This window comes from uncultured Pelagibacterium sp. (assembly GCF_963972885.1).
GTDB lineage: Bacteria > Pseudomonadota > Alphaproteobacteria > Rhizobiales > Devosiaceae > Pelagibacterium > Pelagibacterium nitratireducens.
Genome location: NZ_CAXAXY010000039.1, coordinates 1 through 24,371 on the forward strand (window position 1 = coordinate 1; position 24,371 = coordinate 24,371).

Here is a 24,371-nt window from a genome sequence, read left to right on the forward strand (position 1 = left end):
CTCGGTGGTCGCCGCCATCTTCTCACACCTCTGGTTCGGCGAGGCGCCCGCCTTCGTCATCGATCCGGACGCCATCACCATTTCGTCCTATCTCGAAATCCCCGCCTTTGCGCTTTTGGGTCTGGTTTGCGCCGCCGTCGCCATCCTGTTCCAGACAGCGCTGATCGGTGGCGACTGGCTCTCCAAGCGCAGCGGCACCCCCGTCTGGGTTCGTCCCGCCATCGGCGGACTGCTTGTCGGGCTGATCGCGCTCGCCTTCCCCCATGTGCTCGGCGTGGGCTATGAGGCCACCGACATGGCGCTGGCCGGCTCGCTCGATCTCTGGCTCATGCTGGCCCTCATCGTTGCCAAGACCGTCGCCACCACCATAACCCTCTCCTCGCGCGCCGGCGGCGGCGTCTTTTCACCCTGTCTTTATCTCGGCGCCATGACCGGGGGCGCCTTCGGCATCATCGCCACATCGGTCTTTCCCGATATCGCCTCCTCGGTCGGGCTTTACGCCCTGATCGGCATGGGCGCCGTCGCCGCCGCGGTGCTCGGCGCCCCCATCTCCACCGCCGTGATGATTTTCGAATTGACCGGCGGTTTTGCCTTTTCCATCGCCCTGCTGCTCGCTGTCGGCATTGCCACGGGCCTGTGCCAGGCGGTCATGGGCCGCTCTTATTTCCACTGGCAGCTCTATACCCGCGGCATCATGCTCGAAGAAGGCCCCCACAAGCACGCCGCCCAGTTCATCCGCGTCCGTGATTTCCTTCGCCCCCTGCCCGAAGGCGAAGACACCAGTTTCGACATCGCCTCTGGCGCGCCCTGGCTGCGGCCCACCGAAACCCTCGAATCCGCCCTCAAAGCCTTCGACGCGAGCGAAGTTTCCCACCTGCCCGTCATCGAAACCAAGACCAACGCCATCATCGGCCACGCCCACCACGTCGACGCGCTTGCCAGCTTCAACAAGGCTCTGGTCGCCCATTCGCGTGAAGAGCACAGCTAGAGCATGTCCTCGACGCGATCGGGGATGGAAACGGTTTTGCGGCTCGGACACGCGACAAAACAAGGGCTTGGCGCGTCCTGAGTTCAGGCCTCTGGAATTTCGCGATTGAAGGTTTCAAGCGTGATATCGTCGGGGTTCGGGCCACCGCGCTGGTTGGCGTTCAGGGCATCGATTGCAGCCAACTCGTCACCCGAAAGCTCGAAATCGAAAATCTCGAAATTTTCTGCGATGCGCGCCGGCTTCACCGATTTCGGAATGACCGAACGCCCCTGCTGCACGCCCCAGCGCAGCATGACCTGCGCGGCCGATTTGCCGTGCGCTTGTGCTATGGCCAGTATCGCCGGATCGTCCAGCGTGCTCTGGGAAAAGCCCGGACGGTAAAAGGTGATCCCCCCGATCGGCGCCCAGGCCTGCGTCACGATGCCAAGCGCGGCATTTCGTTCCTGCGCTTCGCGCTGCTGGAAATAGGGATGAACCTCGATCTGGTTGAGGGCCGGCGTCACCTCGACCTCGGCCAGCAGCCGCTCGAGGTGGTGAGGCATGAAATTGCTCACCCCGATGGCCCGCACCTTGCCATCCGCCAGAAGGGTTTCGAGCGCCCGGTAAGCGCCCAGCGTTCTGTCGAACCCGCGCGGGAACGGCTGATGAAGGATGAGCATGTCGATCTGCTCGACGCCCAGCTTGCCGGCACTCTTTTCAAAGCCGTGCAGCGTCTCCTCATAGCCGTAATCGTTGATCCAGATCTTGGTCTCGATGAAAATCTGCGACCGCTCGATCCCCGAAGCCCTGATCGCCTCTCCCACGCCGCGTTCGTTTCCATACGCCGCGGCGGTGTCGATATGGCGGTAACCGACGCGCAGCGCTTCAGCGACCGCTGTCTTGGTCTCATCGGGTGGCGTCTGGAACACGCCAAATCCCAGCGCGGGCATCGTGACACCATTGTTCAAGGTAAAATCGGGTACCGCCATTTTTCATTCTCCTGCTCGGAAACATAGTCATGGTCCGACATGGTGCCCCGGTGCTGTGATTGTTAGATGCGCGCCGACCTGTTTGCCCATTGCCGACAGAAAATCTGGCCGCATCGACCAGACAGTGCCGGCATCATCGGGTCGACCGGCCCTGTCACACAAAATACAGGCAATGATACCAGGTGCCCCTGTGATACCACGCCCCCTGTGATCTCGCGCCGGCCTGTCGCGACACGGTCGCGCGCCCCCAATACGCCCCTTGACAAACTACCTACTGATAGGTAGATCGCTGCCATGACCAAGCTTTCCTCAACCGCGACCGACATTCTTGATTGCGCCCAGACCCTGATCATGGCGGGTGGATACAATGGCTTTAGCTATGCCGACATTGCCGAAGTGGTCGGCATTCGCAAGGCGAGCATTCATCACCATTTCCCGAGCAAGGCCGATCTGGTCCGGGCGCTTGTCTCGCGCTACCGCGAAGATGCGCGCGCCGGCTTCGCCGCGCTCGAACGGTCTGCCGCCGACCCGCGCGAGCAGCTCTCGTTCTACCTTGGCTACTGGCAGAAATGCCTGTCGGACGGCACCGCGCCGATTTGCATCTGCGCTCTGCTGGCCAGCGAATTGCCGGTCCTGCCGCCGCAGATCGCGGCCGAAGTGCGCCTGCACTTTGAAACGCTGTCGAGCTGGCTGGCCTCGGCCTTGCGGCGCGGCGCTCAAACCGGTGCCTTTGAGCTTTCGAGCTCCCCTGAAGCGGAGGCTGAAGCATTTTTGGCGACTGTGCATGGCGGGATGCTCTCGGCCCGGGTGAACAGCGACCCGAAACTGTTCACGACCATTACCACCGCCTTGCTGGCCCGTTTCCTCAAATAGCCAACCGACAGCACCACGCCCTGGCTCTAACCCAAACGCCCCTTCCATCCTACCAACTAGTAGATAGAAAAATGACCGCACAAATCGGAACTGAACCTCACGCCTCCCACAACCGCTGGCTCAAACGATATTACCTCGTCCGGGCTGGTTTTTCCGTGCTCTGGGTGGCATCCATCCTGACCATCGGCCAGCAGGTACCCGTGCTCGGGGCCGCCTTGCTGGTGCTCTATCCCCTTTGGGATGCAGCAGCCAATTACCGCGACGCGGCCCGCAACGGCGGCCTGAACGCCAACCGCACCCAGGCGCTCAATCTCTTCGTCAGCGCCATCACGGCCGTGGCCGTACTGGCAGCACTGCAAATAAGCCCGAGTGCCGTTCTCGCGGTGTTCGGCGCCTGGGCCATTCTGTCCGGTCTGCTTCAACTCGCAACCGCAATAGGGCGCTGGAAGTCTTCAGGGGCTCAATGGGCAATGGTCCTCAGCGGCGGACAATCGGCCCTCGCCGGCGCATTTTTTCTCTTTCAGGCGCAACAGGCCGTCCCCGCTCTCGCCCCGACACTTGCCGGCTATGCAGGCTTCGGCGCAATCTACTTTCTCGTTTCAGCGATTTCCCTGTTCATCGCGCACAAGACGCCCAGACCGGCCTGACCGACGGCGAAAGTCCAAGGCTGCCCGGCCGGTCACACCCAGCCGGGCAGCCTCCACAAATTCAAATCCCGAACCATCGCAATTTCAGCCCCTCGGGAAAGAGGACAGCCAAGCGTCACATCCCGAGACTGCATTGGGGGCGGCTTTCAGACTGCCTGTTGTTGGCGGGCTATGGGGAGATCAGGTCTGCCGGACGGTGACTTCACCGCCCGACAAACGTTAGCCGATCAGCCGTAAGCGTGCATTTTCGAATGGGTAGCCTTCATCGTCAGTCGGGCGTCGAGAAAGTTCCTGAAAGCCTAGCGCACTATAGAAGTCCATCGCCTGCAGGTTACGAGTGTAGACTTCAAGGGAAAGCTCGCCCTTCAAGCTCAGCGCGTGCGCGACGAGATGGCGTCCAATTCCCATCCCTTGCCGTTCCGGAGAAACAAACAATCCTCCGATAAACGTTTCCAGCAGGCTGATGAAGCCGGCGGGTTGATCGCTCAAAGTCGCAACCCATGTTTCAGCGCCTGGCAGATATCGCTCTTCAATAAGTGCCCGTTGATCCATCAACCGGCTCTCGCCGATAAAAGGATGAACAACAAGTGAGGCTTCGAGCCAGATGTGGGAAAGCTTATGGGTGTCCGCCGCCTCGAAAGGCCGGATTACAACGTCCTGATTCTTCATGAGAACTCCGAAGAAAGCATATGCAAAGAGGTCCGGCGACCATTCGTTGGTGCCAGGCGATACCGCTGTTTGCGGCTACGATCACGAGCCTCTGCGCATAAATCTCCTTCTGCAGTTGGTCGGCTTTTAAGACGCCGAGGATAACCGGTCAATGTTAACAACGGGCTCGCAACTCGCTGATCCGCCCGCAACCCACCCCGCAAAAAAAGAGGCCGAACCCAAAGGTCCGGCCCCTTCACAATCTCTCTTAACCAGCAGGCTTATTCGACAGCGCCGATCGACCAGAAATTGGTCTCGCCCGAGCTGTCGTCCACGCCGTCATTGTCGGTCACGACCCAGCCGATGCCGTCGGCATCGATGGCAAAGCCTTCGACCTTGTCGAGAACGTAGCCATTGAGGGCTTCAAGATCGGGGATGAAGTCGCGGACTTCTTCCTTGGTGACCACCGGCAACTCGCCGCCGATCTGAGCACCGACCAGTTCGGAAACCGGCACGCGGTAGAGCTTCTTGAGTTCGGCCTTTTCGGCGATCTGGTTGTCGCGCTCGACGATATAGGCGTAATCACCATGGATGGTGATTTCCGAAAGACCCACCCAGGCGCCTTCAGCCGGCGTTTCGAGCGGATAGTGCACGGCACCCCATTCGCCCGTGGAAGGGGTATAGGAAACCAGCTTGGTCATGCCCGCTTCGTCATCGCCCCATTCGCGCTGAATGGCGATCCAGAGCACCATGTCGTCACCCGTACCCACCGAGTTCACGCCTTCCGAACCGAAGCGGATTTCGTTGGCCAGCAGCGAGTCCGGGAACGACACTTCCTCAACGATCGCACCTTCTCCATCCACGTGATAGAGCATGTGCGCGATGTCGCGATCCGTCCGGCCTTCCGAGGCCAGCCAGAACCCGCCTTCGCCATCGAGCGTGATGCCTTCGAGATCGAGCGCTTCGGCCGCTTCTCCGTCACGGGTGACCAGCGTTGCCTCGGTGATCATGGCCGGCGTCTGCGTCGCATCGATCGTATAGATGGTCGGCATCATCGAGAGATAGCTGTCGTTGACCGCATAGAGCTTACCCGCTTCATCCGCATCGGCGACAAAGCCCGAAAGCGCCACCCAGCCGATCGGGGTGCCATCGTCGTTCATGGCCGACACGATCTGCGGATAGTCGGGCGCTTCGACGTCCTGGCGCTCGAAGATCATGACGTGCGAACCGGCAAGCCCGTCTTCACGCAGATCTTCTTCATTGGCCGTCGCAATGATGTTGCGCTCGGGGATCGCCACGGCGCTTTCCGGTCCCATGCCCGAGGGAATGGACTGGATATATTCAGGTTCACCATCGGTGGCGCGGTAGATGGCGATCAGCGAGGAGCGTTCCTGCATCACAAAGATCAGCGTGTCATCGCCGAAGCTCGCCACTTCCATGCCTTCGGGTTCGATGCCCTTGTTGTCCGAGCGCCCCTCGGGATAGTGCCCCAGGCTCGCGGTGATCATTTCCATCGCCGCGCCCGATTCATAGGCGACCGAACCGTCCTTGTTATAGATGGTAAAACCGCGCGACCCGCCATTGTAGTCGCCCTCGTTCGAGGCAACGAAATGGTCGGCGTCGATCCATTTGACGGCGTCCGGCTCGCGCAGGCGCGCATCCTGGCTCTCGGTGAACGAGAGCACGCCGTCGTCTTCGGTGTCGATGCCCGCCAGATCGGTCGAACCGGCCGAAAAATCGTTGATGATTTCGCCCGAATTGCCATCGATGATAACGAAGTGGTTGTTCTCCTGCATGGAGACGACCAGTTCGTTGTTCTCGTTGAAATCGGTGAACTCGGGCTCGGGATCGCTCGGCGCGATGTCGGCCAGGCCGGTCACGTCGACTTCGATCATCGAGTCACAATCGAGCCCTTGGTCGCTGGTCGAAAACAGCGTCACGTTCCCGGCGGGAAGCTGCGGGATTTCCCCGTCATTGAGGTCTTCGTCGCGCTCGTTCTCGATCGCCACGGCCAAAAGCGTGCCGTCGGGCGATTTGGCAACGGAGTCGGGCTGGCCCGAAACCTCGCAGGTCGCAACGATTTCCTTGCTGGCCATGTCGATGACGGCGACGTGGCCCGAAGGCGCCACGAAGCTCTCCGAAGTGTTGACGCCGGCAAAGGCGTAGTCGCCGATCACCACGACCGAAGTCGGCTCACCGTCCACTGTGACGTAGCCGGCAGCGGCCGGAGCGGCCGGGTCGGTGATGTCGACGAACCCGATGCCGCCACCGGGGCTGTCGGAATAGACAAGCGTCATGCCGTCTTCGGAGGCCGATATGATTTCCGAGGATGTCGCTTCGGCCTCTGGCGCATTGTCTGCGACCGGAAAGCTGGCGATGCGGTTGAAATATTGCGCCTGCGCTGGCATGGCCGCGCTGGCGAGCAGCCCGGCAGCAAGCGCCGCGAGCAAAGTCGATTTGGTCATTGCAATCCCCTTGTGCGTGAAATGATCACGCCGGGCGTCTTAGGCCGCCTCGACAACACTTCTGTGACAACGCCGAACTGGCCTGTGCATATACTTTTGCCGTCATCGGACCTATATATTGACCACTAGAACAAAATGAGATTCGAGCGCCGCCGGCAAAAGCGTACCCCGTTTTTGGGTTCGGCGGCGCGAGCAGGGAAAAAACGCAACCTATATGTCAGCCGCCCCGCCCCATCGCCCGCAAGGCCCCATCACCTCCCAGTTCGCCGCGCGTGAGCCCGCTTATCTTGCCGGGCTCAACGCCGAACAACGCGAGGCGGTACAAACAACCGAGGGCCCCCTGTTGGTCCTCGCCGGCGCCGGCACCGGCAAGACCCGCGTCCTGACCACCCGCATCGCCCATATCCTTGCCACGCGAAAAGCCCGTGGCAACCAGATCCTCGCCGTCACCTTCACCAACAAGGCCGCCCGCGAGATGAAGGAGCGCATCGGCAAGCTGGTCGGAGCCTCGGTCGAGGGCATGCCATGGCTTGGCACCTTCCACTCCATCGGCGCGCGGCTGATCCGTCGCCACGCCGAACTGGTGGGCCTGCGCCCCGATTTCACGATTCTGGACACCGACGACCAGATCCGTCTGATCAAGCAATTGCTCGCCGCCGAAAACATCGACGAGAAACGCTGGCCGGCCCGCCAGTTCGCGTCCATGATGGATGGCTGGAAAAATCGCGGCCTGCTGCCCAAGGACATCTCCCCGGCCGATGCCGGGTTCTTTGCCAATGGCAAGGGCCAGAAGATCTACAAGGACTATCAGGCCCGGCTGAAAACATTGAACGCCGCCGATTTCGGCGATCTCCTGCTCGAAGGCATTCGCCTGTTCAAGGAAAACCCCGAAATCCTCGCCCAATATCACGACCGCTTCCGCTACATGCTGGTCGACGAATACCAGGATTCCAACACCGCCCAATATATGTGGCTGCGCCTCCTCGCCCAGTCCCGCGATGGCATCAACAGCTCCAACATTTGTGTGGTCGGCGATGACGACCAGTCGATCTATGGCTGGCGCGGCGCCGAGGTCGACAACATCCTGCGTTTCGAAAAGGACTTTCCCGGCGCCAGGATGATCAAGCTCGAGCGCAATTACCGCTCGACCTCCAACATCCTCTCCGCCGCCTCCCACCTGATCGCCAACAACGAATCCCGGCTGGGCAAGACACTCCAGACCGATGTTGGCGAAGAAGGTGAAAAACTCTCGGTAACTTCAGTCTGGGACTCAGAAGAAGAGGCCCGCCAGATCGGCGAGGAGATCGAACAGTTCCAGCGCCAGGGCGACCCGCTCGACGACATGGCCATCCTCGTGCGCGCCTCCTTCCAGATGCGCGAATTCGAAGAACGCTTCATCACCTTGGGCCTGAACTATCGCGTAATCGGCGGCCCGCGCTTTTACGAGCGCAAGGAAATCCGCGACGCGCTGGCCTATCTGCGCATAGTCGCCAATCCGAACGACGACCTCGCCTTTGATCGGATCGTCAATGTGCCCAAACGGGGCCTTGGTGACGCTGCGACCCAACTCATAAATCAAACCGCGCGCGCCATTGGCAAACCGAAGATTGCCGCCATTCGAGAGCTATTGGAAACCGAAGAACTAAAATCTGGACCACGTAAATCGCTAAGCAATCTCATCCATCAGTTTGACAATTGGTCCGCAAAACAATTTGAACGCACCGCAATCGAAACCTCCGAAAATAATGACGGTGAAATTGTGGAGCGCCAACTAATTCTTCCTCCGGTCCCCCACTACGAGTTGGCTGAGCAGATTCTTGACGAGTCCGGCTACACCGCCATGTGGCAGAACGACAAATCCGCCGATGCCCCCGGACGGCTGGAAAACTTGAAAGAACTCATCCGCTCCATGGAAGAGTTCGAAAACCTCGGCGGTTTCCTCGAACACATCGCGCTGGTCATGGACCGCGATTCCGGCGAAGGCGGCGATGCGGTTTCGATCATGACCCTGCACTCGGCCAAGGGCCTCGAATTCAACACTGTCTTCCTCCCCGGCTGGGAAGAAGGCCTGTTCCCCCACCAGCGCGCCCTCGATGAATCCGGCCTCGCCGGCCTCGAGGAAGAACGGCGCCTGGCCTATGTCGGCATCACCCGCGCCCGAAAGCGCTGCCGCATTTCCCTTGCCCAGAACCGCCGCATCCACGGCCTCTGGCAATCCGCCATCCCCTCGCGCTTCCTCGACGAACTCCCCGCCCAGGTCGTCGAAGTCACAGACACCGGGTCCTCCTACGGCGGCTACACCTATGGCGGCCGCGCCACGACCCGGTTCGATAACCGCGACCCCTTCGAAAGCGTCTATGAAACCCCCGGCTGGCAACGCGCCCAGCGCCAGCAATCGGCCCGCAAAGGCCCCGGCCCGGTCACCATAGACGGCGACCTCGTCGCCCGCTCCTCAGGCCCCTCGGCCGCCTACGGCGTCGGCGAACGCGTCTTCCACCTCAAATTCGGCTACGGCACGGTGACCGCCGCCGAAGGCAACAAGCTCTCGATCGATTTTGAAAAGGCCGGACCGAAGAAGGTGCTCGATAGTTTCGTGAAGCGGGGGTGACGATCAAAAGTCGACCCGGAGAGCGGCGCCCACCTTGCCATGCCAGACATCGTTGATGCTGTAGCGCCCGATATCGGTAACCCCAAGATTGCCGGTCCGCGTATCCCCGGTTGAAAAATCGCCGACATATGTCGCTGACGTCTCGAGCGCAAGAAACATGGTTGGAGAGATTGCGTGCGATAGCCCCACCGCGATTTCCGCTGCCGGGCTGACCTGTCTCTCCTCAGAGATCACGGCCAGAAACTGGCCGTCGGGCGCATGGGTCTCTTCCACGTTCGACAGGCTGTTGAGCGCAAGACCCAGACCGCCACGCAGCTCCAGCGCCGTGGCATCGGACAGGGCGTGCGTGAAAATTCCGCTCCCCATCAGCACATGGGAAGCCGAGCGACCCGCAAAATTGCTGTCCCCCACGCCTGCGAGCGCATAATCGGCTCTCCAGAACACGTCAGCCTGCAGGTAGTGATAGCTCAGGGTCACCGCGAAATCGGAAGTGAGACGATAACCCAGATGCCCGCCCAGACCGATCCCGCTTCCAAAGGCAACGTCATGCACCGTGCCTCCGCCCGCGACGGCAGCGCCTCCGTCCGTGGTGTCCGAACCACCCCATGCCAGGCCGCCGGAGACGTCGAACCCGGAAAAAAGGCTTTCGCCACGGGCCGGGCTGGCTGTTGCAGCGGCCAACACGGCCACAGCCAGCTTGATGAAGTCCCGGCAGGAAAAGTGGTGTCGCATGGGCATCTTTAGCTCGTATCGTGCAACAATTCTTCCGGGTTTATGGTTAATATACCCATAAACAGAGCTCGCACCGTTCCGCGCCATCGCCTCGCGCCAAAGACAGGACCCACCGCCATGATCATCACGACCACCAACACCATAGAAGGCCGCCCCGTCCGTGAGTATCTCGGCCTCGTCGTCGGCGAAGTCATCATTGGCGCCAACATCTTCCGCGATCTGTTCGCCGGCATCCGCGACATCGTTGGTGGCCGCGCCGGCTCGTATGAAAACGCCATGCGCAGCGCCCGCACCGAGGCGATGGCCGAGCTTGAACAAGAAGCGCGCGCCCTCGGCGCAGACGCCGTGATCGGCGTCGATCTCGATTACGAAGTGGTCGGCGAACGCGGTGGCATGCTCATGGTCTCGATCTCGGGCACCGCCGTCAAACTGGGCTGAAGCCGGCCCAATTGCGGCAGCAACAAGATTTCTCTTTGACATCGATCAACACGCGGAACCGCCGGGCCCAGCAAAGTGTTTTGTCTGCATACACTTCAGCCCAGCGGAGTCCCCAATGTCAGACCTTCACCCCGGCATCGCCACAGCAAACCCCGATGCCTACCGCATCAACGATCACGAAGATTACGATTCCGGTGAGGGCCCCATGACCGCCTCTCAGGCCGCCGAACTGCTCTGCCTCGCCCAGCGCGCCGAGGAGCCCGACGCCTATGACGATGACCTCACCAGCCTCGAAGCGACCAACCGCATCAAGCTCCTCAAGCGCAAGCTCGACGGCTGATCCTCCCCCAGATCTGCCATCAAGTGAGCCTGCCCCTGCCCGGGGCGGGCTTTTTTTGCGTCTCTTGGTGAAACGGGATCGTCGGGCGCATCGTTAAACGCAACATTTACTCGCCGATGCCAAGGTGGGGAAAATTTGGGGAGCGGCCGAGAACGGCATCGATGAAAAATATACTCCTGCAAGCGACCTCCGCTCCGGCCGTCACAGGCAATCACCAGACCGATGCGCTGGGCCTTTACGATCAGGCCGCATCGATCGTTCCCATGGGCGCCTTCTCGTGCAACCTCGCAGATGACCGGCTGAGCTGGACCGGCGGGGTCTTCGATATGTTCGGCCTCTCAGGCGAACGCCCTCCCGAGCGTCAGATCACGGTGGAAATGTACACAGAAGCCTCGCGCGGATTGCTTGGCCGCAAGCGCTCGCACGCCATCGCCACCTGCTCGAGCTTTACCCTCGATGCAAACATCAAGCGCCCCGACGGCACCGAGCGCTGGATACGGATCAACGCCGCCGTTCGCAGCGTCAACGGCCGGGCCGAGACCCTTTACGGCATGAAGCTCGACATAACCGAGGACCACGCCCGCTGGGAAATCCTGCGCGCCCAGGCGGAATGCGATCCGCTCACCGGCGTCGCAAACCGCATGCGCTTCCAGCGCTTCCTCGAACGGCCCAATGACGAACCGGCGCTCGGGCGGGTTGGCGCGCTCATCCTTTTCGATCTCGACGGCTTCAAGCAGATCAACGACCGCTGGGGCCACGCCGCGGGCGATGCCTGCCTCGTCGCGTTCGGCGAGCGCCTGAAAAGGGCATTCCCGCAGGCCCGGCTGGTGTCGCGCATCGGCGGCGACGAATTTGCGGTCCTGCTCCCGCCGGTCGGTTCACGGAGCAAGACCGAGCGCGACGTGCGCTGGCTCACCCGGAGCCTTCTTTCTCCCGTGCCCTGGAACGGCGACCGACTGCCCATCGGGGCATCGGTCGGCATAGCCTTTGCGTCGAGAGCCATCGAACTGGACCCGCTCCAATTGTTCACAGCGGCCGACAGGGAACTCTACGAGGCCAAGAAGGCTGCCGCCACCGGCATCGCCTGCGCCTGAGGCGCCAGACCTCAACCCCTATCGTTCCCGCGCGGATCGTGGCAGATAGCACCCATGAGCACCCTCACCACAATCGGCTTTGATGCCGACGACACGCTTTGGGAAAATGAGCACTTCTTTCGGCTCACCGAAGCCCATTTCGCCGAACTGCTGGCCGATTATGCCGAGCCCGAACACCTCGCCGCCCGCCTGCTCGACGCCGAAAAGCGCAACCTTGCCCATTATGGTTTCGGCATAAAGGGCTTTACTCTCTCGATGATCGAAACCGCCATCGAGATCACCGACGGCAAGGTGCCCGGCGACATCATCGGCCGCATCGTGGCCGCCGGCCGCGAAATGCTCAGCCATCCGGTCAACACCCTCCCCCATGTCCACGACACCCTCGAAGCCCTCACGGCCAGCCACACCCTGGTGCTGATCACAAAGGGCGATCTGTTCGATCAGGAGCGCAAGCTGGCCCAGTCGGGCCTGGGCGAATTTTTCAACGCCGTCGAGATCGTGTCCGACAAATCCCCCGCCACCTATTCCACCGCCTTCGCCCGTCACGGCGATGGCCCCGAACACGCCATGATGGTGGGAAACTCCCTGCGCTCCGACGTCCTCCCCGCCATCCAAGCGGGTGGCTGGGGAACTTACGTTCCCCACGACCTCACCTGGGATTACGAACGGGCCGAAGAACCGGCCAACCTCCCCCGCTTCACCAAGATCGAAACCCTCGCCGACCTCGCACCCCTGATCGAACGCCTCAAGGGCTAAGCCAACTCAAAAACCGCGGCTGGCTCAAGTTTGCCCGTTTGAGATCGACCGAGCGTGTCCAGCAAAACCATGTCCGCGACGCGATCGGGGATGGAAACGGCTTTGCGGTTCGCAACACGCGACAAGACAAGAGGTTAGAGCCAAGGATTGATTAACCGTATTGCTGGGCGCACGCGCCGCTGCACGCGGGCAGCAGGCGGCTCAAGCGCTGGCATCGGACGGTCTCGATGTTGAAGTTGTCGAAATCGATCTCAATGACGAAAAGACGATAGCGTCAGCAGCGCAGGCGATTGATGATCGGCAAGGTCGGCTCGATATTCTGGTCAACAATGCAGGCATCGTCGATGCGCAGGACGGCCCGCCATCCCTTGCGGGCGTCGATGCTGCACGCCGGGTCATGGAAACCAATGTCGTCGGCACGCTTGCGGTGACGCAGTCCATGCTCCCTCTGTTGCGCAAGTCCCGGGCCGGTCGCATCGTCAACCGTGCGACAACCCTTGGCTCGCTCTCGATCAACGGCGATCCGTCCTCGCCCTGTTACGAGGCGCGCCTGATTGGCTACAACGCATCCAGGGCCGCTCTGAACATGCTGACCGTGCAACTGGCAGCGGAGCTGAGAAGACAGCGAGCAACACCGAGGGCACCTGCGCTCAGTGCAACTCCATGAAGTGCGGGTTGTACATGATGCCTAAAATGTTGCCAAAGGGGTCTAGAACCGATGCGGTGACAAAACCGGATTCGCCCCGCTTTGTGATCGGGTCATGTTCGGTGGCGCCCAGTGCCTTCAAGCGGGATAGGGCGTCTTCGATATCATCGACGTGCCAGTACAGTATGGCGCCTCCCGGTCCTGTTTTCGTGCCATCAGGCGCATATTTGCTGTCGACGATACCGAATTCATCGGCATCGTCTCCAATACGGAACTCGATATAGGCGGGATGTTGGCGGCTCGGCATCTGGAAATAGGCCTCGACACCGAAAAGTTCAGTGTACCATTCACGCGCTGCAGTCAGGTCATCGGCAAAGTAGTTGACGGTGGCCATGCCCCGTAGAAAATGTTTACTGGCCATTTGTTTGCTCCACATGGTTCGTTGTCGATGGAGAGACCATGTCGTCCAAGGACCCCGGCGTATTTCAAAAACCCGCAGAGACCTATGATCCACGTGGCCGCTTGGACCCCACGGGATTTGATCGCCATGTGCGCTTCCGCACGCGGCTGCCTTGCCAACCCTTGCGCCCGTTCCTGGATCATCTCTGGGTCATTCGATGGGACGTTTCCGAACAAGTCTATCATTCGGCCGAGGTCATGCATCGGCCCTATGTCGACGTTTTTCTCTCCCTCGATTGGTCAGGCGTCCAGGGAACGTTTCGAGGCAAGCGCGTTTACAAGGCCCAGGGAAGCGGTCGCATAATAGGTGCCAGATTTCTACCTGGTGCTTTCAGGTCATTCTGGTCGGGCGAACTGACAAACCTGCAGGAACAACAGCTGCCCCTATCCGAACTCCTCGATGGCATGGACCGGGCAGCCATCGAGCAATTGCTTGCAAATGACGACGACGACGTCATGGATCGCCTTGAAGAACAGCTCTTGCTCAAAAAGCCGGCGCCGGACGAGAATATCGCTCTGGTCAATGCGATCATCGCGGCGATCGAAGCAGACGAGGACCTGTCCACCGTGTCCGCTGTTGCCGGCCGCTTTTGCTATAGCGAACGCTGGCTACAGCAACTGTTCCGCACCTATGTTGGCATAGGACTTAAATGGTTCTTGCAGCGTCACAGGTTATTGGCGGCCGCCGAACGCATTCGCGGCAGGGACGTGCCTGACTGGGCCGGCATGGCCTACGACCTGGGCTATTCAAGCCAGCAACATTTTATCACCGACTTCCGCAAGGTTCTGGGGCAAACGCCGCTGCAATACAGGGCTGCGGTTACGCGGCCGCCTCAAGCAGGTTGAGCGAAATTGCAGGGACGTTCGCCGGCCACTTTCCCCTTTCCATACCGCGACGCACCGCTGCAAGTCCGGCAGGGCGCATGTAGCCAGAGACGACCAGGCGCCGTACGGTGCGGGCGTTGATTTCGCTCCAATTGCTGCTCGGCCTGCGGCGTGAATAGCGCTGGAGGAAACTGCGATCGTCAAACCCCTTGCGCAACCCGTCGATCCAACCCCAGCAGAGCGCCATTTCGATAGCCTGCTCCGGCGTGACGGTGGGCAATCGGGACTTCACCTTATGTATCTTGACCCACACATTGTCTTCGATGTCGTGGTGCGTTTCCAGCCACGAATAAAAGCTTCCGGGATTTGCGAACTCCAGCACCTTGGACATGTCGACTTCAAACTCGGCCATTGCGTTTCCTCCTTCCAGCCACGCGGACCCTGGCAAACCTCATCAGCTCGAGTCTTACAAAAATCCGCAGTGAGTGGCGGCATCCAGCTCCGGCCAAGCCTGGCAACCCATGATCGGATCAGCGCCATCCATCCGTAAATCGCTTCTCAAACTGGAACATTCCCTCGTCTCCAGGATGATCGCCTTCGTGCGGATAGTCCGGATCAGGATGGCCGCTGTGATGGTATTGAGTGATATGGAAACCGCAGACGTTGACGTAGAAGTGGATATTCCGCTTCTCGAAATAGGGGGTGTGCGTGGTCCATACCGTCGTGTCGGGGTAAGCCGCCTCGATCGCACCCCAAGCCTTGCGGCCAATACCGCGACCGATTTCATCTCGACGAACATAGAAAAAGTCGAGCGCGTTCTTCTGCGTCTTAGGGTCTATCGTCAGGACCACACCGCCAACCCAACGCCCGTTCTCCAGGATGCGGTGCACCACGGCATTAGGCGCGTTGAATGACGCGGCAACGTCCGCGTCAGAGGGGATGGGCCCGTTATCGACCGAGCCAAATGTTTCAACCACAGCCGGCGCGAAAGCCTCCTGCAGATCCGTACGGAACCGGGCGAGATCAGCATCCTGCGCCAGATCAAGGGTGACGTCGCCAATATTGGCCGGAATAGACATCGTGTTCGTCCAGAGTGAAGTCATACAGCGTGCAACTGACGTGGCCGTGCACTTGAAATAAGACCGCTTTTAGGCCGTGGGTTTGACGGATCGAGGTGTAAAAATGTCTGCCAGCCTTTAGGCCAAACTGGCTCACCTGCCAACGACCGCAGCGGGGTCGGATACCGAATGTCGGCTGTCCCCAATTCCTCGCCGAAACGAGTCCGTCAGCACTCGGCCTCCAATGCGCCGTCCCATTGGTAACGGGGATCCCCGACGGGGTGACTTGAATGGGGTGGCTTCCTGTCTGACGGCTTTCGGTTGCGGAACCTACTGGCATCTAGCGCTGAAATGTGAGGTGGATGGTCCCGCTCTCGGCCGTTTCCGACTTCACGGTATAGCCAGCTTCCAAGCCACGCAGATCGTCCCAGAGGCGTATGCCTCGTCCCAACACGATTGGTACGATCGCAACGTGCAGCCGGTCCACAAGTCCGGCCTTGAGATAGTCGCGAACCATGGTTGGTCCGCCACCTATCCGCACGTCCTTGCCGTTTGCCGCCTTCGTGGCCCGTTGCAGCGCATCATCCGGGCTCGCGGCGAGGAAGTGGAAAATGGTGCCGCCAGCCATTTCGATTGAAGGTCGCGGCGTGTGCGTCAAAACGAAGACCGGGCAGTGGAACGGTGGCTTGTCACCCCACCACCCCTTCCAGTTCGGATCATCGGGAAAGTTATGCAGCCCGAACTTGCCCGCTCCCATGACTTCGGCGCCGATGTTGTCGAAGTAGTCTTTCGCATAGTCATCGTCGATACCGGTGGTGCCTTTGCCGCTGGTGTCGTGCAGCACGCGTTCCCGGAAAGTCCGCGTTGCGGCATAGGCATCTGTCAGGCGCGACCAGTCTTGGCCGAACGGATTGTCTGGGGTTTGGTCTGTGGTCGTTGCGAAACCATCGAGTGAGATCATGAGATCGACACGGACTGCCATCGGACGTGCTCCTATAATACTAAGGTAGTTACCTTCCTAATCGCATCGAAACACTAAGGCAAGTACCTTTTTTACCTTGACCGACGCGGCGGGGCGATTTACGCAGCGGTATGCCCTTTCACTCGACCCCGCTCGATCTTGCCTTCCATGCCCTGAGCGATCCGACGCGCCGGGCGGTGATATCGCGCCTGGCCGAGGGCGAGATGCCTGTCAGTGTGCTCGCGAAGCCCTTCGACATGGCGCTGCCCTCCTTCGCTCAGCATCTCAAGGTGCTCGAAGATTGCGGATTGATTGCCAGCGAGAAACGCGGGCGCAGCCGCTGGTGCCGCCTGGAGCGGGCGCGCTTCGAGGAGGCGGCAAATTGGATGGAAGCGGAGCGCCTGCGCTGGGCCGAGCGGCTCAACCGGCTGGAAGCCTATTTGGACAACGCGGAAGGGAACGACGATGGAAAAGCTGTTTGAGAGCTGGTCGCTTGACCGTGAAATCGTGCTTGTAAAGGTGCTCAAGCACCCGCGCCACAAGGTCTTTGCCGCGTGGATGGACCCCGAAGCGCTGGCCCAGTGGTATGGCCCGGTTGGCCTCACCATCGAGAGCCAGAAGGCCGATATCCGCGAGGGCGGGGAATGGCGCTTCGACATGGTGGGCGTGTTTGAAGGGAAAACGCAGCGCCTTCCCAACCTTATGCGCTTCTTAAAGATCGTGCCGAACGAGCTGATCGTGGTGGACTACGGCACCCCCGAGCCGAACGATCCGGAGCGCTTCTATATGACTGTCACCTTCGATGAGCAGACCGACGGGAAAACCGTTTTGACGATGCGCCAACTTCACCCGAGCCGCGAACGTCGTCAGGTGGTCTTGGGTTTCGGCGCGGTGGAATACGGGCTGCAAACTCTGGACAGCCTCTCGACTTGGCTGGATGGTTGAGTGCTGCTCATCTGGACGCCCTGCCGATCGCACCATCTTCTCACGAACGCCAGCTTTCAGTTTCTCGGACCGTAACTGCAAATGTCTGAGTTTGCATCGGTTTCTGCCGGTGCACAGATCAAGATTTATGCGCGACCGTAAAGGGCGGCAACGGGGTGGGTTGCGGAACGACGGCTTGTTGGTCGATAACCGCAAAAGTGGACTTATATCCATCCTAACATCCGTTCGCTTCAAGCAGCACGGCCTTCCGGGCACGCTCCCGTTCGTGGCACTTGCGATATCCCCTGGGGGGGTTATGGTGAGCCATGCAACCGATCGATGATAAGCACAAATCTCACCCCGCCATCGTCAAACGCCTCAAGCGCGCCGATGGCCATCTCCGTTCCGTCATCGAGATGATCGAATCCGAACGATCGTGCCTAGACATTGCACAGCAGCTTCATGCTGTCGAAAAGGCGATTGCCCAAGCAAAGAAGACGCTGATCTACGACCATCTCGATCATTGCCTCGCCGATGCAACAGGCGGGCTCAACCCCGCCAGACGGTCGGAGATCGACCAGTTCCGCACCGTCGCCAAATATCTCTGAGCCTCGACCATGTTCGCCATTCTGGCCAATCGCTCCTATCGTCATCTGTTTTCGGCTCAGATCATCGCCCTGATCGGCACTGGGCTTGCTACTGTTGCCCTGGGCCTGCTCGCATTCGAGCTGGCGGGCGACAACGCGGGCGTCGTTTTGGGCACAGCGCTTGCGATCAAGATGATCGCCTATGTCGGCGTGGCGCCAATCGCCTCGGCATTCGCGGAACGCGTGCCGCGCCGCGCGATGTTGGTGACCCTCGACGTCATGCGCGGCCTTGTGGCGGTCCTTCTGCCATTCGTGACCGAGATCTGGCAGGTCTATGTGCTGATCTTTGTCCTGCAATCGGCTTCGGCTGGCTTTACCCCGACCTTTCAGGCGACGATCCCCCACATTCTGCCCGACGAACGTGAATATACCCGCGCGCTGTCGCTCTCGCGGCTTGCCTATGACCTTGAGAGCGTTGCCAGCCCGCTGCTGGCGGCGGCATTGTTGATGGTCATTTCGTTCAATGGCCTGTTTGCCGGAACCGTTGTCGGCTTCTTTGCTTCGGCCCTGCTGGTGCATTCGGTTCGGTTGCCCAGTCCCAGGCCAACAGCGCCGCGCGGCTTCTACGATCGAACGACACGCGGTATCCGCATCTATCTGAAAACGCCGCGCCTTCGCGGGCTGCTCGCCATCAATCTTGCGGCCGCAGCGGCCGGGGCAATGGTGATCGTCAATACCGTCGTCCTCGTCCAGGGCCGCTTTGGCCTAGGAAATTCGGAGACGGCGCTGGCCTTGGCGGCGTTCGGTGGCGGATCGATGTTGGCTGCTCTCGCCCTCCCCACGCTCCTCGACCGTATGCCCGATCGCCCGATCATGCTCTGGGCTGCGGCAGCGGCAGCGGGGTTGATGATCGCGGGCTCATTGGTACAGGGCTTCGTAGCGCTTCTCGTGCTCTGGGTTTTCGTTGGCGCTGCCTATTCGGCTTCCCATACGCCTTCAGGGCGGCTTTTGCGCAAGTCGGCACACCCTGAGGATCGGCCGGCAGTGTTTGCCGCGCAGTTCGCACTCTCGCATGCGTGCTGGCTTCTGACCTATCCACTGGTCGGCTGGCTCGGCGCGGCCGCCGGGCTGCCGTTGGCATTTCTCGCGATGGGCACCATCGCGATCGTGGGCGCGGCCCTCGCATGGAGCCTATGGCCCAGAAACGATGCGGAAATCGTTGCCCACAGCCATATGGACCTTGATCCTCATCATCCGCATATCGTCGGAGCCGAACGCACCAGAAGAGGCTACCGCCACGCCCATGCCTATGTCATCGACGCCGAACATGCCGCATGGCCGGTAGGCTAGCAGAGGTGTTCACCTCATCTATAGGACGTGAGCCATAACACCTGATGCTCCCCCTACAGAACGCCAGGGCAATCGTGCAGGTCTTTGCTGTGAATGTGCAGGACGCGGGTCTCGCTCGCCCTAATGATCTGCTGCAACGGTGTTCTAATCGGAGTTGATATGAGCTTTTTGACCGGAGGAAGCCTCATGGCTCACCGGATTTTGCGTCTGGCCTTCGCCCTGTTGTTTGTCCTGCTGATTTCGCTTTCGACCGTCCCAGCGGCGCTTGCCCACGGCGTCTCGGGCGGAGACGCTGAATTCCTGGCCGGCGCCCAAGGCATGCATCTGGGAGCATATTTCTATCTCGGTGCCAAACACATGGTAACCGGTTACGATCACCTGCTGTTTCTGATCGGCGTCGTGTTCTTCCTGTCCCGCTTCCGGGACGTGGTGATCTTCGTCAGCCTGTTCAGCCTTGGCCATTCGATCACGCTCCTGTTCGGGGTGCTGAGCGGGATCACGATCAGCTCTTACTTAGTCGATGCCATTATTGGTCTGTCCGTCGTTTATAAGGCCCTCGATAATTTGGGCTTCTTCGAAACGACGCTGGGCTTTGTTCCCAATCAGAAGATAGCTGTATTCGGCTTCGGACTGGTCCACGGTTTCGGTCTATCGACCAAACTACAGGACATCGCATTGTCGCCCGATGGCCTCGTTCCCAATATGCTCGCATTTAATGTGGGCGTCGAAGTCGGACAGGTGGTTGCCCTGGCGGCTATCCTTATCCTCATGAATGCCTGGCGAGGGACCGAATCCTTTGAGCGTCACGCCCGCGCCGCCAACATCGTCCTTACGATGCTGGGGTTTGTCCTGTTCTTCTATCAGGCCTTCGGGTTCTATCTGGAGATGACCGCATGACAGACCCTGATCCCCGCAACCGCTCCCGCGCCAGCGGTTTCGTGTTGCCCACAGCAGGCACGGCAGCCGTAGCCGCCATCATAGCGGGCGTCTTCGTGCTGCCCGCCGAATACGGAATTGACCCCACCGGCTTGGGTGCCGCCTTGGGCCTCACCCGCATATCTGCTCCCCAAGAGATCGCCGTCGAGACGCGCTTTACGGCCCCGCCGGAAATCGCAACATTGCGCGAGCAGACCTTCCGCACCGAAACCATCGAAATCGAGGTGAACCCGTTTTCCGTCGACTACGGGCAACTCGAATATAAGGTTTCGATGAATGAGGGTGACCTTCTGCTCTATAGCTGGACCAGCGACCGCCCCCTCATCTTCGAGTTCCACGGCCACACGGTCGACGATCGCACGGGCGATCCCATCGAAGTGATGGATTACATCGCTGGAGAAGGCACATCAGCCAACGGAACCCTGGTGGCTCCAATCGACGGCATTCATGGATGGTATTTCGCCAATTCCGCCTTCGATGACCCTGCCCATGTTCAAATCACCCTTTCGGGATATTTTGAGCTCGAACCGGGGATCATTGAATTGGAGCGGTGAGCGAACGGCGGCTTCCCCGCTGCACGACGGCAACTTTAAGGAATTTGCAGTCGATCTTCGAATGTCCAAAATGGCGTCGAAAGCTGAACAGCAACTTTTCAGAACCGACAACAGCACTGGGGTGCAGCCCAAAGGTCACCATGCCTCCCGTCAGCTACGTATCAAGAACCCTCAGCCCTCCCATTGATTGTTCGTCGTGACCGGTTCCGGGCCCGGCGCCAAGCGCGACGGTGGAGGACTGCCACCGCATTCCCCCACCATCATCCTGGCTTCGATGTCCCAATCGGTAGTATCGGTTCAGAACTTGCGCCTTACCCCTTGATTGGAATCCAGATTTCCAGACCGCCATGCCCGGTCCTGGGGTCGAACTTTTCGTCGTAAAGCTCGAACAGGGGCGAATCGCCATCGGGGGTGTCGGAGCTTGCGGGCATATACTGGCTCCAGATGGCATTCATCGTATGCCGCAATTCCGAAATGTGCCCCTTGTGCGCAAAGGCGAGGTAGGATCGCTCCGCGAGTTTGATGACCTCCAGTTCGGCGGGCACTTCACCGGGTTGCTCGACCGCAACGCCGCAGGTGTAGCGAAAGCTCCCCTCGGCTTCGTCGAACCCGTCACACACCCCGTACCAGAGCCCTTTTTGCTCGCCCAGCGTGCCCTCGAAGGGCTGGAATTGCACCCATTGGGCGGGGATGCCGCCCACCTCGCGATATTTGTACCGTCGGCTCAGCCCGACGATGGTCAGCGGCCCGCATTTTTCGCGCCGCGGTTCTGCCATCTCGATTGTCGTTTCGTTCGCTCTGTCCATTCTGATGGGCTCCACAAGCAGGGTTTGATCCACCGCGCCTCCTTCCCGCACCGTCTCGGGCGTCACCCCGAACCGGTCGCGAAAGGCGCGGGTAAAGGCTTGGTGGGACCCGTATCCCGCTTCGAGCGCCACATCGAGTATGCTGGGCGCGCCCGCCGCAAGCTGCCGCGCTGCCTCGGTCAGCCGCCGGCCCCGCAGATACTCCATGACCGGATACCCCGTCGCCGCCGCAAAGCCCCGGCACATATGAAACCGCGACACGCCACAGGCTGCAGCGATATCATCGAGCCCAACCCCTTTGCGGAAATTGCTCTCGATATACCAGATCACCCTGCCCACAAAGCGCACGGCCATTTCCCTTGATGCCTTTACCGCCCCAACATTGCGCCAACCCTCACCTCCCGACTTGACCGGGCGTGCGCTTTTCGCCCGGGCGGTCGAAATACCTGTAGCGCCCGCCTCCCCTTCGCTTTCCCGGCGAAAGCCGGGATCCATGGGCGCCGCCAGAAACAGGGCCTCCCGGTTCGTGCTGCGGCAACCGGCGCGATGGCACGGCGACCGTTCCAGCCCGCACTCCGACCAGTCTAAAGCCCGATACCGCCCACCGGCTCTGTCTCGAACCGGTTGTCGAACCCCGCGATCAACGGACGCGCCTGGGCGATGGCATCCTGCACCGCCGTCAGTTCCAGCGATGCGGTGTGGCTCTCGGGACTGTCCCACACCTCGGTCACCCAGATCCCGTCCGGATGCTCCTTGCACCGCGCGACGATATAGCTATGGCACCCCGGCATGCGCCCGCCGGCGCTTGCCTTGAGAATGGCCATCAACTCCTCGCGCCGTCCCTCCGTCGCGATCATCCGTCCGATCAATCCATACATCTTTCCTCCAGACCCCGGCCTCGGCGAGCTCGCTGCCGCCACCTTTACCGGCTCCACAACACTCGCGCACCCGGTCATCAATGGCAAATTTCACCGGTTGCAAATATTTGCCAATTTAGAACAAAAATGGAACGAAATTTCACTCAAGTCCATAGCTTTTACCGCCAATGTTGACTTATCGGTGTGCCCGTTTCACAACCCGCGCCAGTCCAGAGAAAGTGACCCCAATGCCCCAGGATCAGATCTCCACCCCCCTCACAAAGGACCAGGCCTACGCCCTTGTCGACGCCGTGATGGACCGCGACGATCTGGCTCTCACCGCCTCGGCCCATGAGAATGAAGATACAGGCGAATGGGTGTTTCAGGCCACCTGCGACAGCCCGCCCGACCTCGCCGCGTTCGAGGCTCTGGCCAAGGAAATTCTGGGCGGAGACGTCGGCTTTGCCATTGATCCAATTGATGAAAATGCCGACTGGGTGTCGCACTCGCTCGAGGGGCTGAGACCCGTTACAGCGGGCGGTTTCTATGTCTATGGCAGCCACGAAACCGGGGCCCTGCCGCGCGGTCTCATCCCCATCCGCATCGACGCCGCCCAGGCCTTCGGTACCGGCCACCACGAAACCACCACCGGCTGCCTCGAAGCCATCGAACGCGTCCTCAAGCGCAAGAAACCCATGCGCCCCATCGATGTCGGCACCGGCACCGGTATTCTGGCCATCGCCGTCGCCAAACGCCGCAAGCTCCCGGTCATCGCCTCCGACATCGACCCCCTCGCCGTCCGCATCACCCAGGAAAACGCCCGTGCCAACGGCGTTTCGCACATGATCGTCCCCGTCGATGCCGCCGGCGTGGACCACACGACAATCCGGGGCAACGCGCCCTACGATCTCATCATCGCCAATATCCTGGCTGGCCCGCTGGTGGAGCTTTCCCCCCATATCGGCCGCATCGCCGATCGTGGCGCCGCCATCATTCTCTCGGGCCTGCTCAACACCCAGGCCCAGCGCATCATCGCCGCCTATAACCGTCAGGGCATGGTGCTCAAGGACCGTATTGTCCGCAAGGACTGGACAACCTTGATCCTTGAAAAAGCATAACAAAAAGCCCCGGCAGCCGGTAGGCCGTAGGGGCTCATGTTCACACTGGCAATGTGGGGCTGTTCAGCCCCAGGCGACTCTATTCGGCCGCGCCCTTCTTGGACGTGCCGAAGTCACACCCGTAAATCCGCGTATAGCGATCGACCTGACGAGCCGCTTCACGGCTGCGGGCGTCGATCATGGCATCGAGTGCCTTGCGGAAGAAGCTCTTGTCTTCAACCATGTCATCTCTCCTTGCTTGGCAAATTGGGGTAGCCTTGCCTTCGAGACAATAGATAGAGCCATTCGCTTCTGTTAGTTAGACCTCAAAGCGAAACCCAGCCATGCCGGAAGCGCATGGACGGTTAACGAGAAAGTCCATCATGCAAGACTACGCCGCCATCCCAGACGCCAGGTTCCAGACCTTCGACGAAACATCGGACCCCGCCCAGGTCGCCCCGCGCCTCGCTACCCTCCGATCCACCTTCGCAGGCCTGAACATCGACGGATTTCTGATCCCGCGCACCGACGTCCACCAGGGCGAATATGTCCCCGATTGCGATGCGCGCCTTGCCTACCTCACCGGCTTCACCGGCTCGGCGGGCATGGCCGTGGTGACGACCGATCTCGCCGCGCTGTTCGTGGACAGCCGCTATACGCTCCAGGCCCCTGCCCAGACCGACACGGCGCTCGTCTCTATTCACGACACCACATCGACAAGTCCCGGCGACTGGATGGCCCAGAACCTCCCATC

General features: G+C 60.5%; 29 protein-coding genes. 18 read left to right on the forward strand and 11 right to left on the reverse strand.

All coding sequences use genetic code 11. The annotated features are described in order from the left end of the window. On the forward strand, window positions 1-988 hold a 988-nt coding region (locus AACZ55_RS08370), incomplete at its 5' end, for a chloride channel protein (RefSeq protein ID WP_339645131.1). Window positions 989-1,071: 83 nt separating this feature from the next. On the opposite strand, the gene AACZ55_RS08375 is transcribed toward AACZ55_RS08370, so the two are convergent. Then, complete coding sequence (locus AACZ55_RS08375) at window positions 1,072-1,956, reverse strand: aldo/keto reductase (RefSeq protein WP_339645134.1); 885 nt, start codon at window positions 1,954-1,956, stop codon at window positions 1,072-1,074. 294 nt (window positions 1,957-2,250) lie between these two features. Here AACZ55_RS08375 and AACZ55_RS08380 point away from each other — a divergent pair, with 294 nt between their 5' ends. Both AACZ55_RS08380 and AACZ55_RS08385 read left to right on the forward strand, forming a co-directional pair. Further along, the gene (locus AACZ55_RS08380; RefSeq protein WP_338609982.1) at window positions 2,251-2,829 is read left to right on the forward strand and encodes a TetR/AcrR family transcriptional regulator; all 579 of its coding nucleotides are present in this window, start codon (window positions 2,251-2,253) and stop codon (window positions 2,827-2,829) included. 71 nt (window positions 2,830-2,900) lie between these two features. After that, a complete protein-coding gene (locus AACZ55_RS08385) occupies window positions 2,901-3,476 on the forward strand; it encodes a DUF308 domain-containing protein (RefSeq protein WP_338609980.1) in 576 nt (191 codons plus the stop codon). 219 nt (window positions 3,477-3,695) lie between these two features. Here the strand turns inward: AACZ55_RS08385 and AACZ55_RS08390 are convergent, their stop codons facing one another. After that, a complete protein-coding gene (locus AACZ55_RS08390) occupies window positions 3,696-4,145 on the reverse strand; it encodes a GNAT family N-acetyltransferase (protein ID WP_339645139.1) in 450 nt (149 codons plus the stop codon). Window positions 4,146-4,405: 260 nt separating this feature from the next. Further along, window positions 4,406-6,589: an esterase-like activity of phytase family protein gene (locus tag AACZ55_RS08395; protein ID WP_339645142.1), complete on the reverse strand. Its 2,184-nt coding sequence runs from the start codon at window positions 6,587-6,589 to the stop codon at window positions 4,406-4,408. A gap of 214 nt (window positions 6,590-6,803) precedes the next feature. On the opposite strand from AACZ55_RS08395, the gene AACZ55_RS08400 reads away from it, so the two are divergent. Next, window positions 6,804-9,197, forward strand: a complete 2,394-nt coding sequence (locus AACZ55_RS08400) for a UvrD-helicase domain-containing protein (protein ID WP_339645145.1) — start codon at window positions 6,804-6,806, stop codon at window positions 9,195-9,197. A gap of 3 nt (window positions 9,198-9,200) precedes the next feature. Here AACZ55_RS08400 and AACZ55_RS08405 read toward each other — a convergent pair whose 3' ends face one another. Beyond that, window positions 9,201-9,935 (reverse strand): outer membrane beta-barrel protein, encoded by a 735-nt coding sequence (locus AACZ55_RS08405; protein ID WP_339645147.1) that lies wholly within the window; start codon window positions 9,933-9,935, stop codon window positions 9,201-9,203. A 111-nt stretch (window positions 9,936-10,046) separates the two neighbouring features. Here AACZ55_RS08405 and AACZ55_RS08410 point away from each other — a divergent pair, with 111 nt between their 5' ends. The 5 genes from AACZ55_RS08410 (at window position 10,047) to AACZ55_RS08430 (ending at window position 13,224) form a co-directional block, all read left to right on the forward strand. After that, window positions 10,047-10,367, forward strand: a complete 321-nt coding sequence (locus AACZ55_RS08410; protein ID WP_338609974.1) for a heavy metal-binding domain-containing protein — start codon at window positions 10,047-10,049, stop codon at window positions 10,365-10,367. A 115-nt stretch (window positions 10,368-10,482) separates the two neighbouring features. Further along, window positions 10,483-10,707 (forward strand): DUF3072 domain-containing protein, encoded by a 225-nt coding sequence (locus AACZ55_RS08415; protein ID WP_338609973.1) that lies wholly within the window; start codon window positions 10,483-10,485, stop codon window positions 10,705-10,707. A gap of 161 nt (window positions 10,708-10,868) precedes the next feature. After that, entirely contained in the window at window positions 10,869-11,801 is a 933-nt protein-coding gene (locus tag AACZ55_RS08420; RefSeq protein WP_339645151.1) for a diguanylate cyclase, read from the forward strand. Window positions 11,802-11,855: 54 nt separating this feature from the next. Further along, a complete protein-coding gene (locus tag AACZ55_RS08425) occupies window positions 11,856-12,557 on the forward strand; it encodes an HAD family hydrolase (RefSeq protein WP_339645153.1) in 702 nt (233 codons plus the stop codon). Between the two features lie 160 nt (window positions 12,558-12,717). Then, the gene (locus AACZ55_RS08430; RefSeq protein WP_339645156.1) at window positions 12,718-13,224 is read left to right on the forward strand and encodes an SDR family NAD(P)-dependent oxidoreductase; all 507 of its coding nucleotides are present in this window, start codon (window positions 12,718-12,720) and stop codon (window positions 13,222-13,224) included. Here the strand turns inward: AACZ55_RS08430 and AACZ55_RS08435 are convergent. Next, entirely contained in the window at window positions 13,208-13,624 is a 417-nt protein-coding gene (locus tag AACZ55_RS08435) for a VOC family protein (protein ID WP_339645159.1), read from the reverse strand. The two genes, AACZ55_RS08430 and AACZ55_RS08435, sit on opposite strands and share 17 nt — an antisense overlap. Window positions 13,625-13,662: 38 nt before the next feature. Here AACZ55_RS08435 and AACZ55_RS08440 point away from each other — a divergent pair, with 38 nt between their 5' ends. After that, on the forward strand, window positions 13,663-14,508 hold the full coding sequence (locus AACZ55_RS08440) for an AraC family transcriptional regulator (RefSeq protein WP_339645162.1): 846 nt from the start codon (window positions 13,663-13,665) through the stop codon (window positions 14,506-14,508). Here AACZ55_RS08440 and AACZ55_RS08445 read toward each other — a convergent pair. The 3 genes from AACZ55_RS08445 to AACZ55_RS08455 form a co-directional block, all read right to left on the reverse strand. After that, the gene (locus AACZ55_RS08445) at window positions 14,483-14,899 is read right to left on the reverse strand and encodes a hypothetical protein (RefSeq protein WP_339645165.1); all 417 of its coding nucleotides are present in this window, start codon (window positions 14,897-14,899) and stop codon (window positions 14,483-14,485) included. The two genes, AACZ55_RS08440 and AACZ55_RS08445, sit on opposite strands and share 26 nt — an antisense overlap. A gap of 118 nt (window positions 14,900-15,017) precedes the next feature. Beyond that, complete coding sequence (locus AACZ55_RS08450) at window positions 15,018-15,566, reverse strand: GNAT family N-acetyltransferase (RefSeq protein WP_339645168.1); 549 nt, start codon at window positions 15,564-15,566, stop codon at window positions 15,018-15,020. Window positions 15,567-15,885: 319 nt separating this feature from the next. Next, a complete protein-coding gene (locus AACZ55_RS08455; protein ID WP_339645171.1) occupies window positions 15,886-16,527 on the reverse strand; it encodes a dihydrofolate reductase family protein in 642 nt (213 codons plus the stop codon). Between the two features lie 110 nt (window positions 16,528-16,637). On the opposite strand from AACZ55_RS08455, the gene AACZ55_RS08460 reads away from it, so the two are divergent. The 6 genes from AACZ55_RS08460 to AACZ55_RS08485 all read left to right on the forward strand — a co-directional run bounded on the left by AACZ55_RS08460 (window position 16,638) and on the right by AACZ55_RS08485 (window position 20,857). Then, complete coding sequence (locus AACZ55_RS08460) at window positions 16,638-16,988, forward strand: metalloregulator ArsR/SmtB family transcription factor (RefSeq protein WP_339645174.1); 351 nt, start codon at window positions 16,638-16,640, stop codon at window positions 16,986-16,988. Next, window positions 16,972-17,451, forward strand: a complete 480-nt coding sequence (locus tag AACZ55_RS08465) for an SRPBCC family protein (protein ID WP_339645177.1) — start codon at window positions 16,972-16,974, stop codon at window positions 17,449-17,451. The genes AACZ55_RS08460 and AACZ55_RS08465 overlap by 17 nt, the downstream gene beginning before the upstream one ends. A gap of 305 nt (window positions 17,452-17,756) precedes the next feature. Then, window positions 17,757-18,038 (forward strand): metal-sensing transcriptional repressor, encoded by a 282-nt coding sequence (locus AACZ55_RS08470; protein ID WP_339645180.1) that lies wholly within the window; start codon window positions 17,757-17,759, stop codon window positions 18,036-18,038. 9 nt (window positions 18,039-18,047) lie between these two features. Next, window positions 18,048-19,367, forward strand: a complete 1,320-nt coding sequence (locus tag AACZ55_RS08475) for an MFS transporter (protein WP_339645183.1) — start codon at window positions 18,048-18,050, stop codon at window positions 19,365-19,367. A 159-nt stretch (window positions 19,368-19,526) separates the two neighbouring features. Then, window positions 19,527-20,264 (forward strand): HupE/UreJ family protein, encoded by a 738-nt coding sequence (locus tag AACZ55_RS08480; RefSeq protein WP_339645185.1) that lies wholly within the window; start codon window positions 19,527-19,529, stop codon window positions 20,262-20,264. After that, window positions 20,261-20,857 carry a hypothetical protein gene (locus AACZ55_RS08485; protein ID WP_339645188.1) on the forward strand — a complete coding sequence of 199 codons (597 nt, stop codon included), beginning with the start codon at window positions 20,261-20,263 and terminating at the stop codon, window positions 20,855-20,857. The genes AACZ55_RS08480 and AACZ55_RS08485 overlap by 4 nt, the downstream gene beginning before the upstream one ends. A 311-nt stretch (window positions 20,858-21,168) precedes the next feature. Here the strand turns inward: AACZ55_RS08485 and AACZ55_RS08490 are convergent, their stop codons facing one another. Both AACZ55_RS08490 and AACZ55_RS08495 read right to left on the reverse strand, forming a co-directional pair. After that, window positions 21,169-22,017 carry an AraC family transcriptional regulator gene (locus tag AACZ55_RS08490; RefSeq protein WP_339645191.1) on the reverse strand — a complete coding sequence of 283 codons (849 nt, stop codon included), beginning with the start codon at window positions 22,015-22,017 and terminating at the stop codon, window positions 21,169-21,171. 230 nt (window positions 22,018-22,247) lie between these two features. After that, window positions 22,248-22,541 (reverse strand): putative quinol monooxygenase, encoded by a 294-nt coding sequence (locus AACZ55_RS08495; protein WP_338609946.1) that lies wholly within the window; start codon window positions 22,539-22,541, stop codon window positions 22,248-22,250. A gap of 227 nt (window positions 22,542-22,768) precedes the next feature. Here AACZ55_RS08495 and AACZ55_RS08500 point away from each other — a divergent pair, with 227 nt between their 5' ends. Beyond that, on the forward strand, window positions 22,769-23,638 hold the full coding sequence (locus AACZ55_RS08500; protein WP_339645194.1) for a 50S ribosomal protein L11 methyltransferase: 870 nt from the start codon (window positions 22,769-22,771) through the stop codon (window positions 23,636-23,638). A 79-nt stretch (window positions 23,639-23,717) separates the two neighbouring features. Here AACZ55_RS08500 and AACZ55_RS08505 read toward each other — a convergent pair whose 3' ends face one another. After that, a complete protein-coding gene (locus tag AACZ55_RS08505; RefSeq protein ID WP_338609943.1) occupies window positions 23,718-23,861 on the reverse strand; it encodes a hypothetical protein in 144 nt (47 codons plus the stop codon). Between the two features lie 139 nt (window positions 23,862-24,000). Between AACZ55_RS08505 and AACZ55_RS08510 the strand changes: the two genes are divergently transcribed. Next, window positions 24,001-24,371: aminopeptidase P family N-terminal domain-containing protein (locus AACZ55_RS08510; RefSeq protein WP_339645197.1), on the forward strand; the 371-nt coding region annotated here is incomplete at its 3' end.

What these genes read in the sequence shown, in the direction of transcription:
- AACZ55_RS08405 (WP_339645147.1), bottom strand. Translation starts at nt 9,935, where the DNA reads ATGCCCATGCGACACCACTTTTCCTGCCGGGACTTCATCAAGCTGGCT.
- AACZ55_RS08500 (WP_339645194.1), top strand. Translation starts at nt 22,769, where the DNA reads ATGCCCCAGGATCAGATCTCCACCCCCCTCACAAAGGACCAGGCCTAC.
- AACZ55_RS08435 (WP_339645159.1), bottom strand. Translation starts at nt 13,624, where the DNA reads ATGGCCAGTAAACATTTTCTACGGGGCATGGCCACCGTCAACTACTTT.
- AACZ55_RS08450 (WP_339645168.1), bottom strand. Translation starts at nt 15,566, where the DNA reads ATGTCTATTCCGGCCAATATTGGCGACGTCACCCTTGATCTGGCGCAG.
- AACZ55_RS08390 (WP_339645139.1), bottom strand. Translation starts at nt 4,145, where the DNA reads ATGAAGAATCAGGACGTTGTAATCCGGCCTTTCGAGGCGGCGGACACC.
- AACZ55_RS08465 (WP_339645177.1), top strand. Translation starts at nt 16,972, where the DNA reads ATGGAAAAGCTGTTTGAGAGCTGGTCGCTTGACCGTGAAATCGTGCTT.
- AACZ55_RS08495 (WP_338609946.1), bottom strand. Translation starts at nt 22,541, where the DNA reads ATGTATGGATTGATCGGACGGATGATCGCGACGGAGGGACGGCGCGAG.
- AACZ55_RS08475 (WP_339645183.1), top strand. Translation starts at nt 18,048, where the DNA reads ATGTTCGCCATTCTGGCCAATCGCTCCTATCGTCATCTGTTTTCGGCT.
- AACZ55_RS08485 (WP_339645188.1), top strand. Translation starts at nt 20,261, where the DNA reads ATGACAGACCCTGATCCCCGCAACCGCTCCCGCGCCAGCGGTTTCGTG.
- AACZ55_RS08470 (WP_339645180.1), top strand. Translation starts at nt 17,757, where the DNA reads ATGCAACCGATCGATGATAAGCACAAATCTCACCCCGCCATCGTCAAA.
- AACZ55_RS08490 (WP_339645191.1), bottom strand. Translation starts at nt 22,017, where the DNA reads ATGGCCGTGCGCTTTGTGGGCAGGGTGATCTGGTATATCGAGAGCAAT.
- AACZ55_RS08480 (WP_339645185.1), top strand. Translation starts at nt 19,527, where the DNA reads ATGAGCTTTTTGACCGGAGGAAGCCTCATGGCTCACCGGATTTTGCGT.
- AACZ55_RS08375 (WP_339645134.1), bottom strand. Translation starts at nt 1,956, where the DNA reads ATGGCGGTACCCGATTTTACCTTGAACAATGGTGTCACGATGCCCGCG.
- AACZ55_RS08400 (WP_339645145.1), top strand. Translation starts at nt 6,804, where the DNA reads ATGTCAGCCGCCCCGCCCCATCGCCCGCAAGGCCCCATCACCTCCCAG.
- AACZ55_RS08380 (WP_338609982.1), top strand. Translation starts at nt 2,251, where the DNA reads ATGACCAAGCTTTCCTCAACCGCGACCGACATTCTTGATTGCGCCCAG.
- AACZ55_RS08420 (WP_339645151.1), top strand. Translation starts at nt 10,869, where the DNA reads ATGAAAAATATACTCCTGCAAGCGACCTCCGCTCCGGCCGTCACAGGC.
- AACZ55_RS08385 (WP_338609980.1), top strand. Translation starts at nt 2,901, where the DNA reads ATGACCGCACAAATCGGAACTGAACCTCACGCCTCCCACAACCGCTGG.
- AACZ55_RS08505 (WP_338609943.1), bottom strand. Translation starts at nt 23,861, where the DNA reads ATGGTTGAAGACAAGAGCTTCTTCCGCAAGGCACTCGATGCCATGATC.
- AACZ55_RS08455 (WP_339645171.1), bottom strand. Translation starts at nt 16,527, where the DNA reads ATGGCAGTCCGTGTCGATCTCATGATCTCACTCGATGGTTTCGCAACG.
- AACZ55_RS08410 (WP_338609974.1), top strand. Translation starts at nt 10,047, where the DNA reads ATGATCATCACGACCACCAACACCATAGAAGGCCGCCCCGTCCGTGAG.
- AACZ55_RS08415 (WP_338609973.1), top strand. Translation starts at nt 10,483, where the DNA reads ATGTCAGACCTTCACCCCGGCATCGCCACAGCAAACCCCGATGCCTAC.
- AACZ55_RS08460 (WP_339645174.1), top strand. Translation starts at nt 16,638, where the DNA reads ATGCCCTTTCACTCGACCCCGCTCGATCTTGCCTTCCATGCCCTGAGC.
- AACZ55_RS08445 (WP_339645165.1), bottom strand. Translation starts at nt 14,899, where the DNA reads ATGGCCGAGTTTGAAGTCGACATGTCCAAGGTGCTGGAGTTCGCAAAT.
- AACZ55_RS08425 (WP_339645153.1), top strand. Translation starts at nt 11,856, where the DNA reads ATGAGCACCCTCACCACAATCGGCTTTGATGCCGACGACACGCTTTGG.
- AACZ55_RS08440 (WP_339645162.1), top strand. Translation starts at nt 13,663, where the DNA reads ATGTCGTCCAAGGACCCCGGCGTATTTCAAAAACCCGCAGAGACCTAT.
- AACZ55_RS08395 (WP_339645142.1), bottom strand. Translation starts at nt 6,589, where the DNA reads ATGACCAAATCGACTTTGCTCGCGGCGCTTGCTGCCGGGCTGCTCGCC.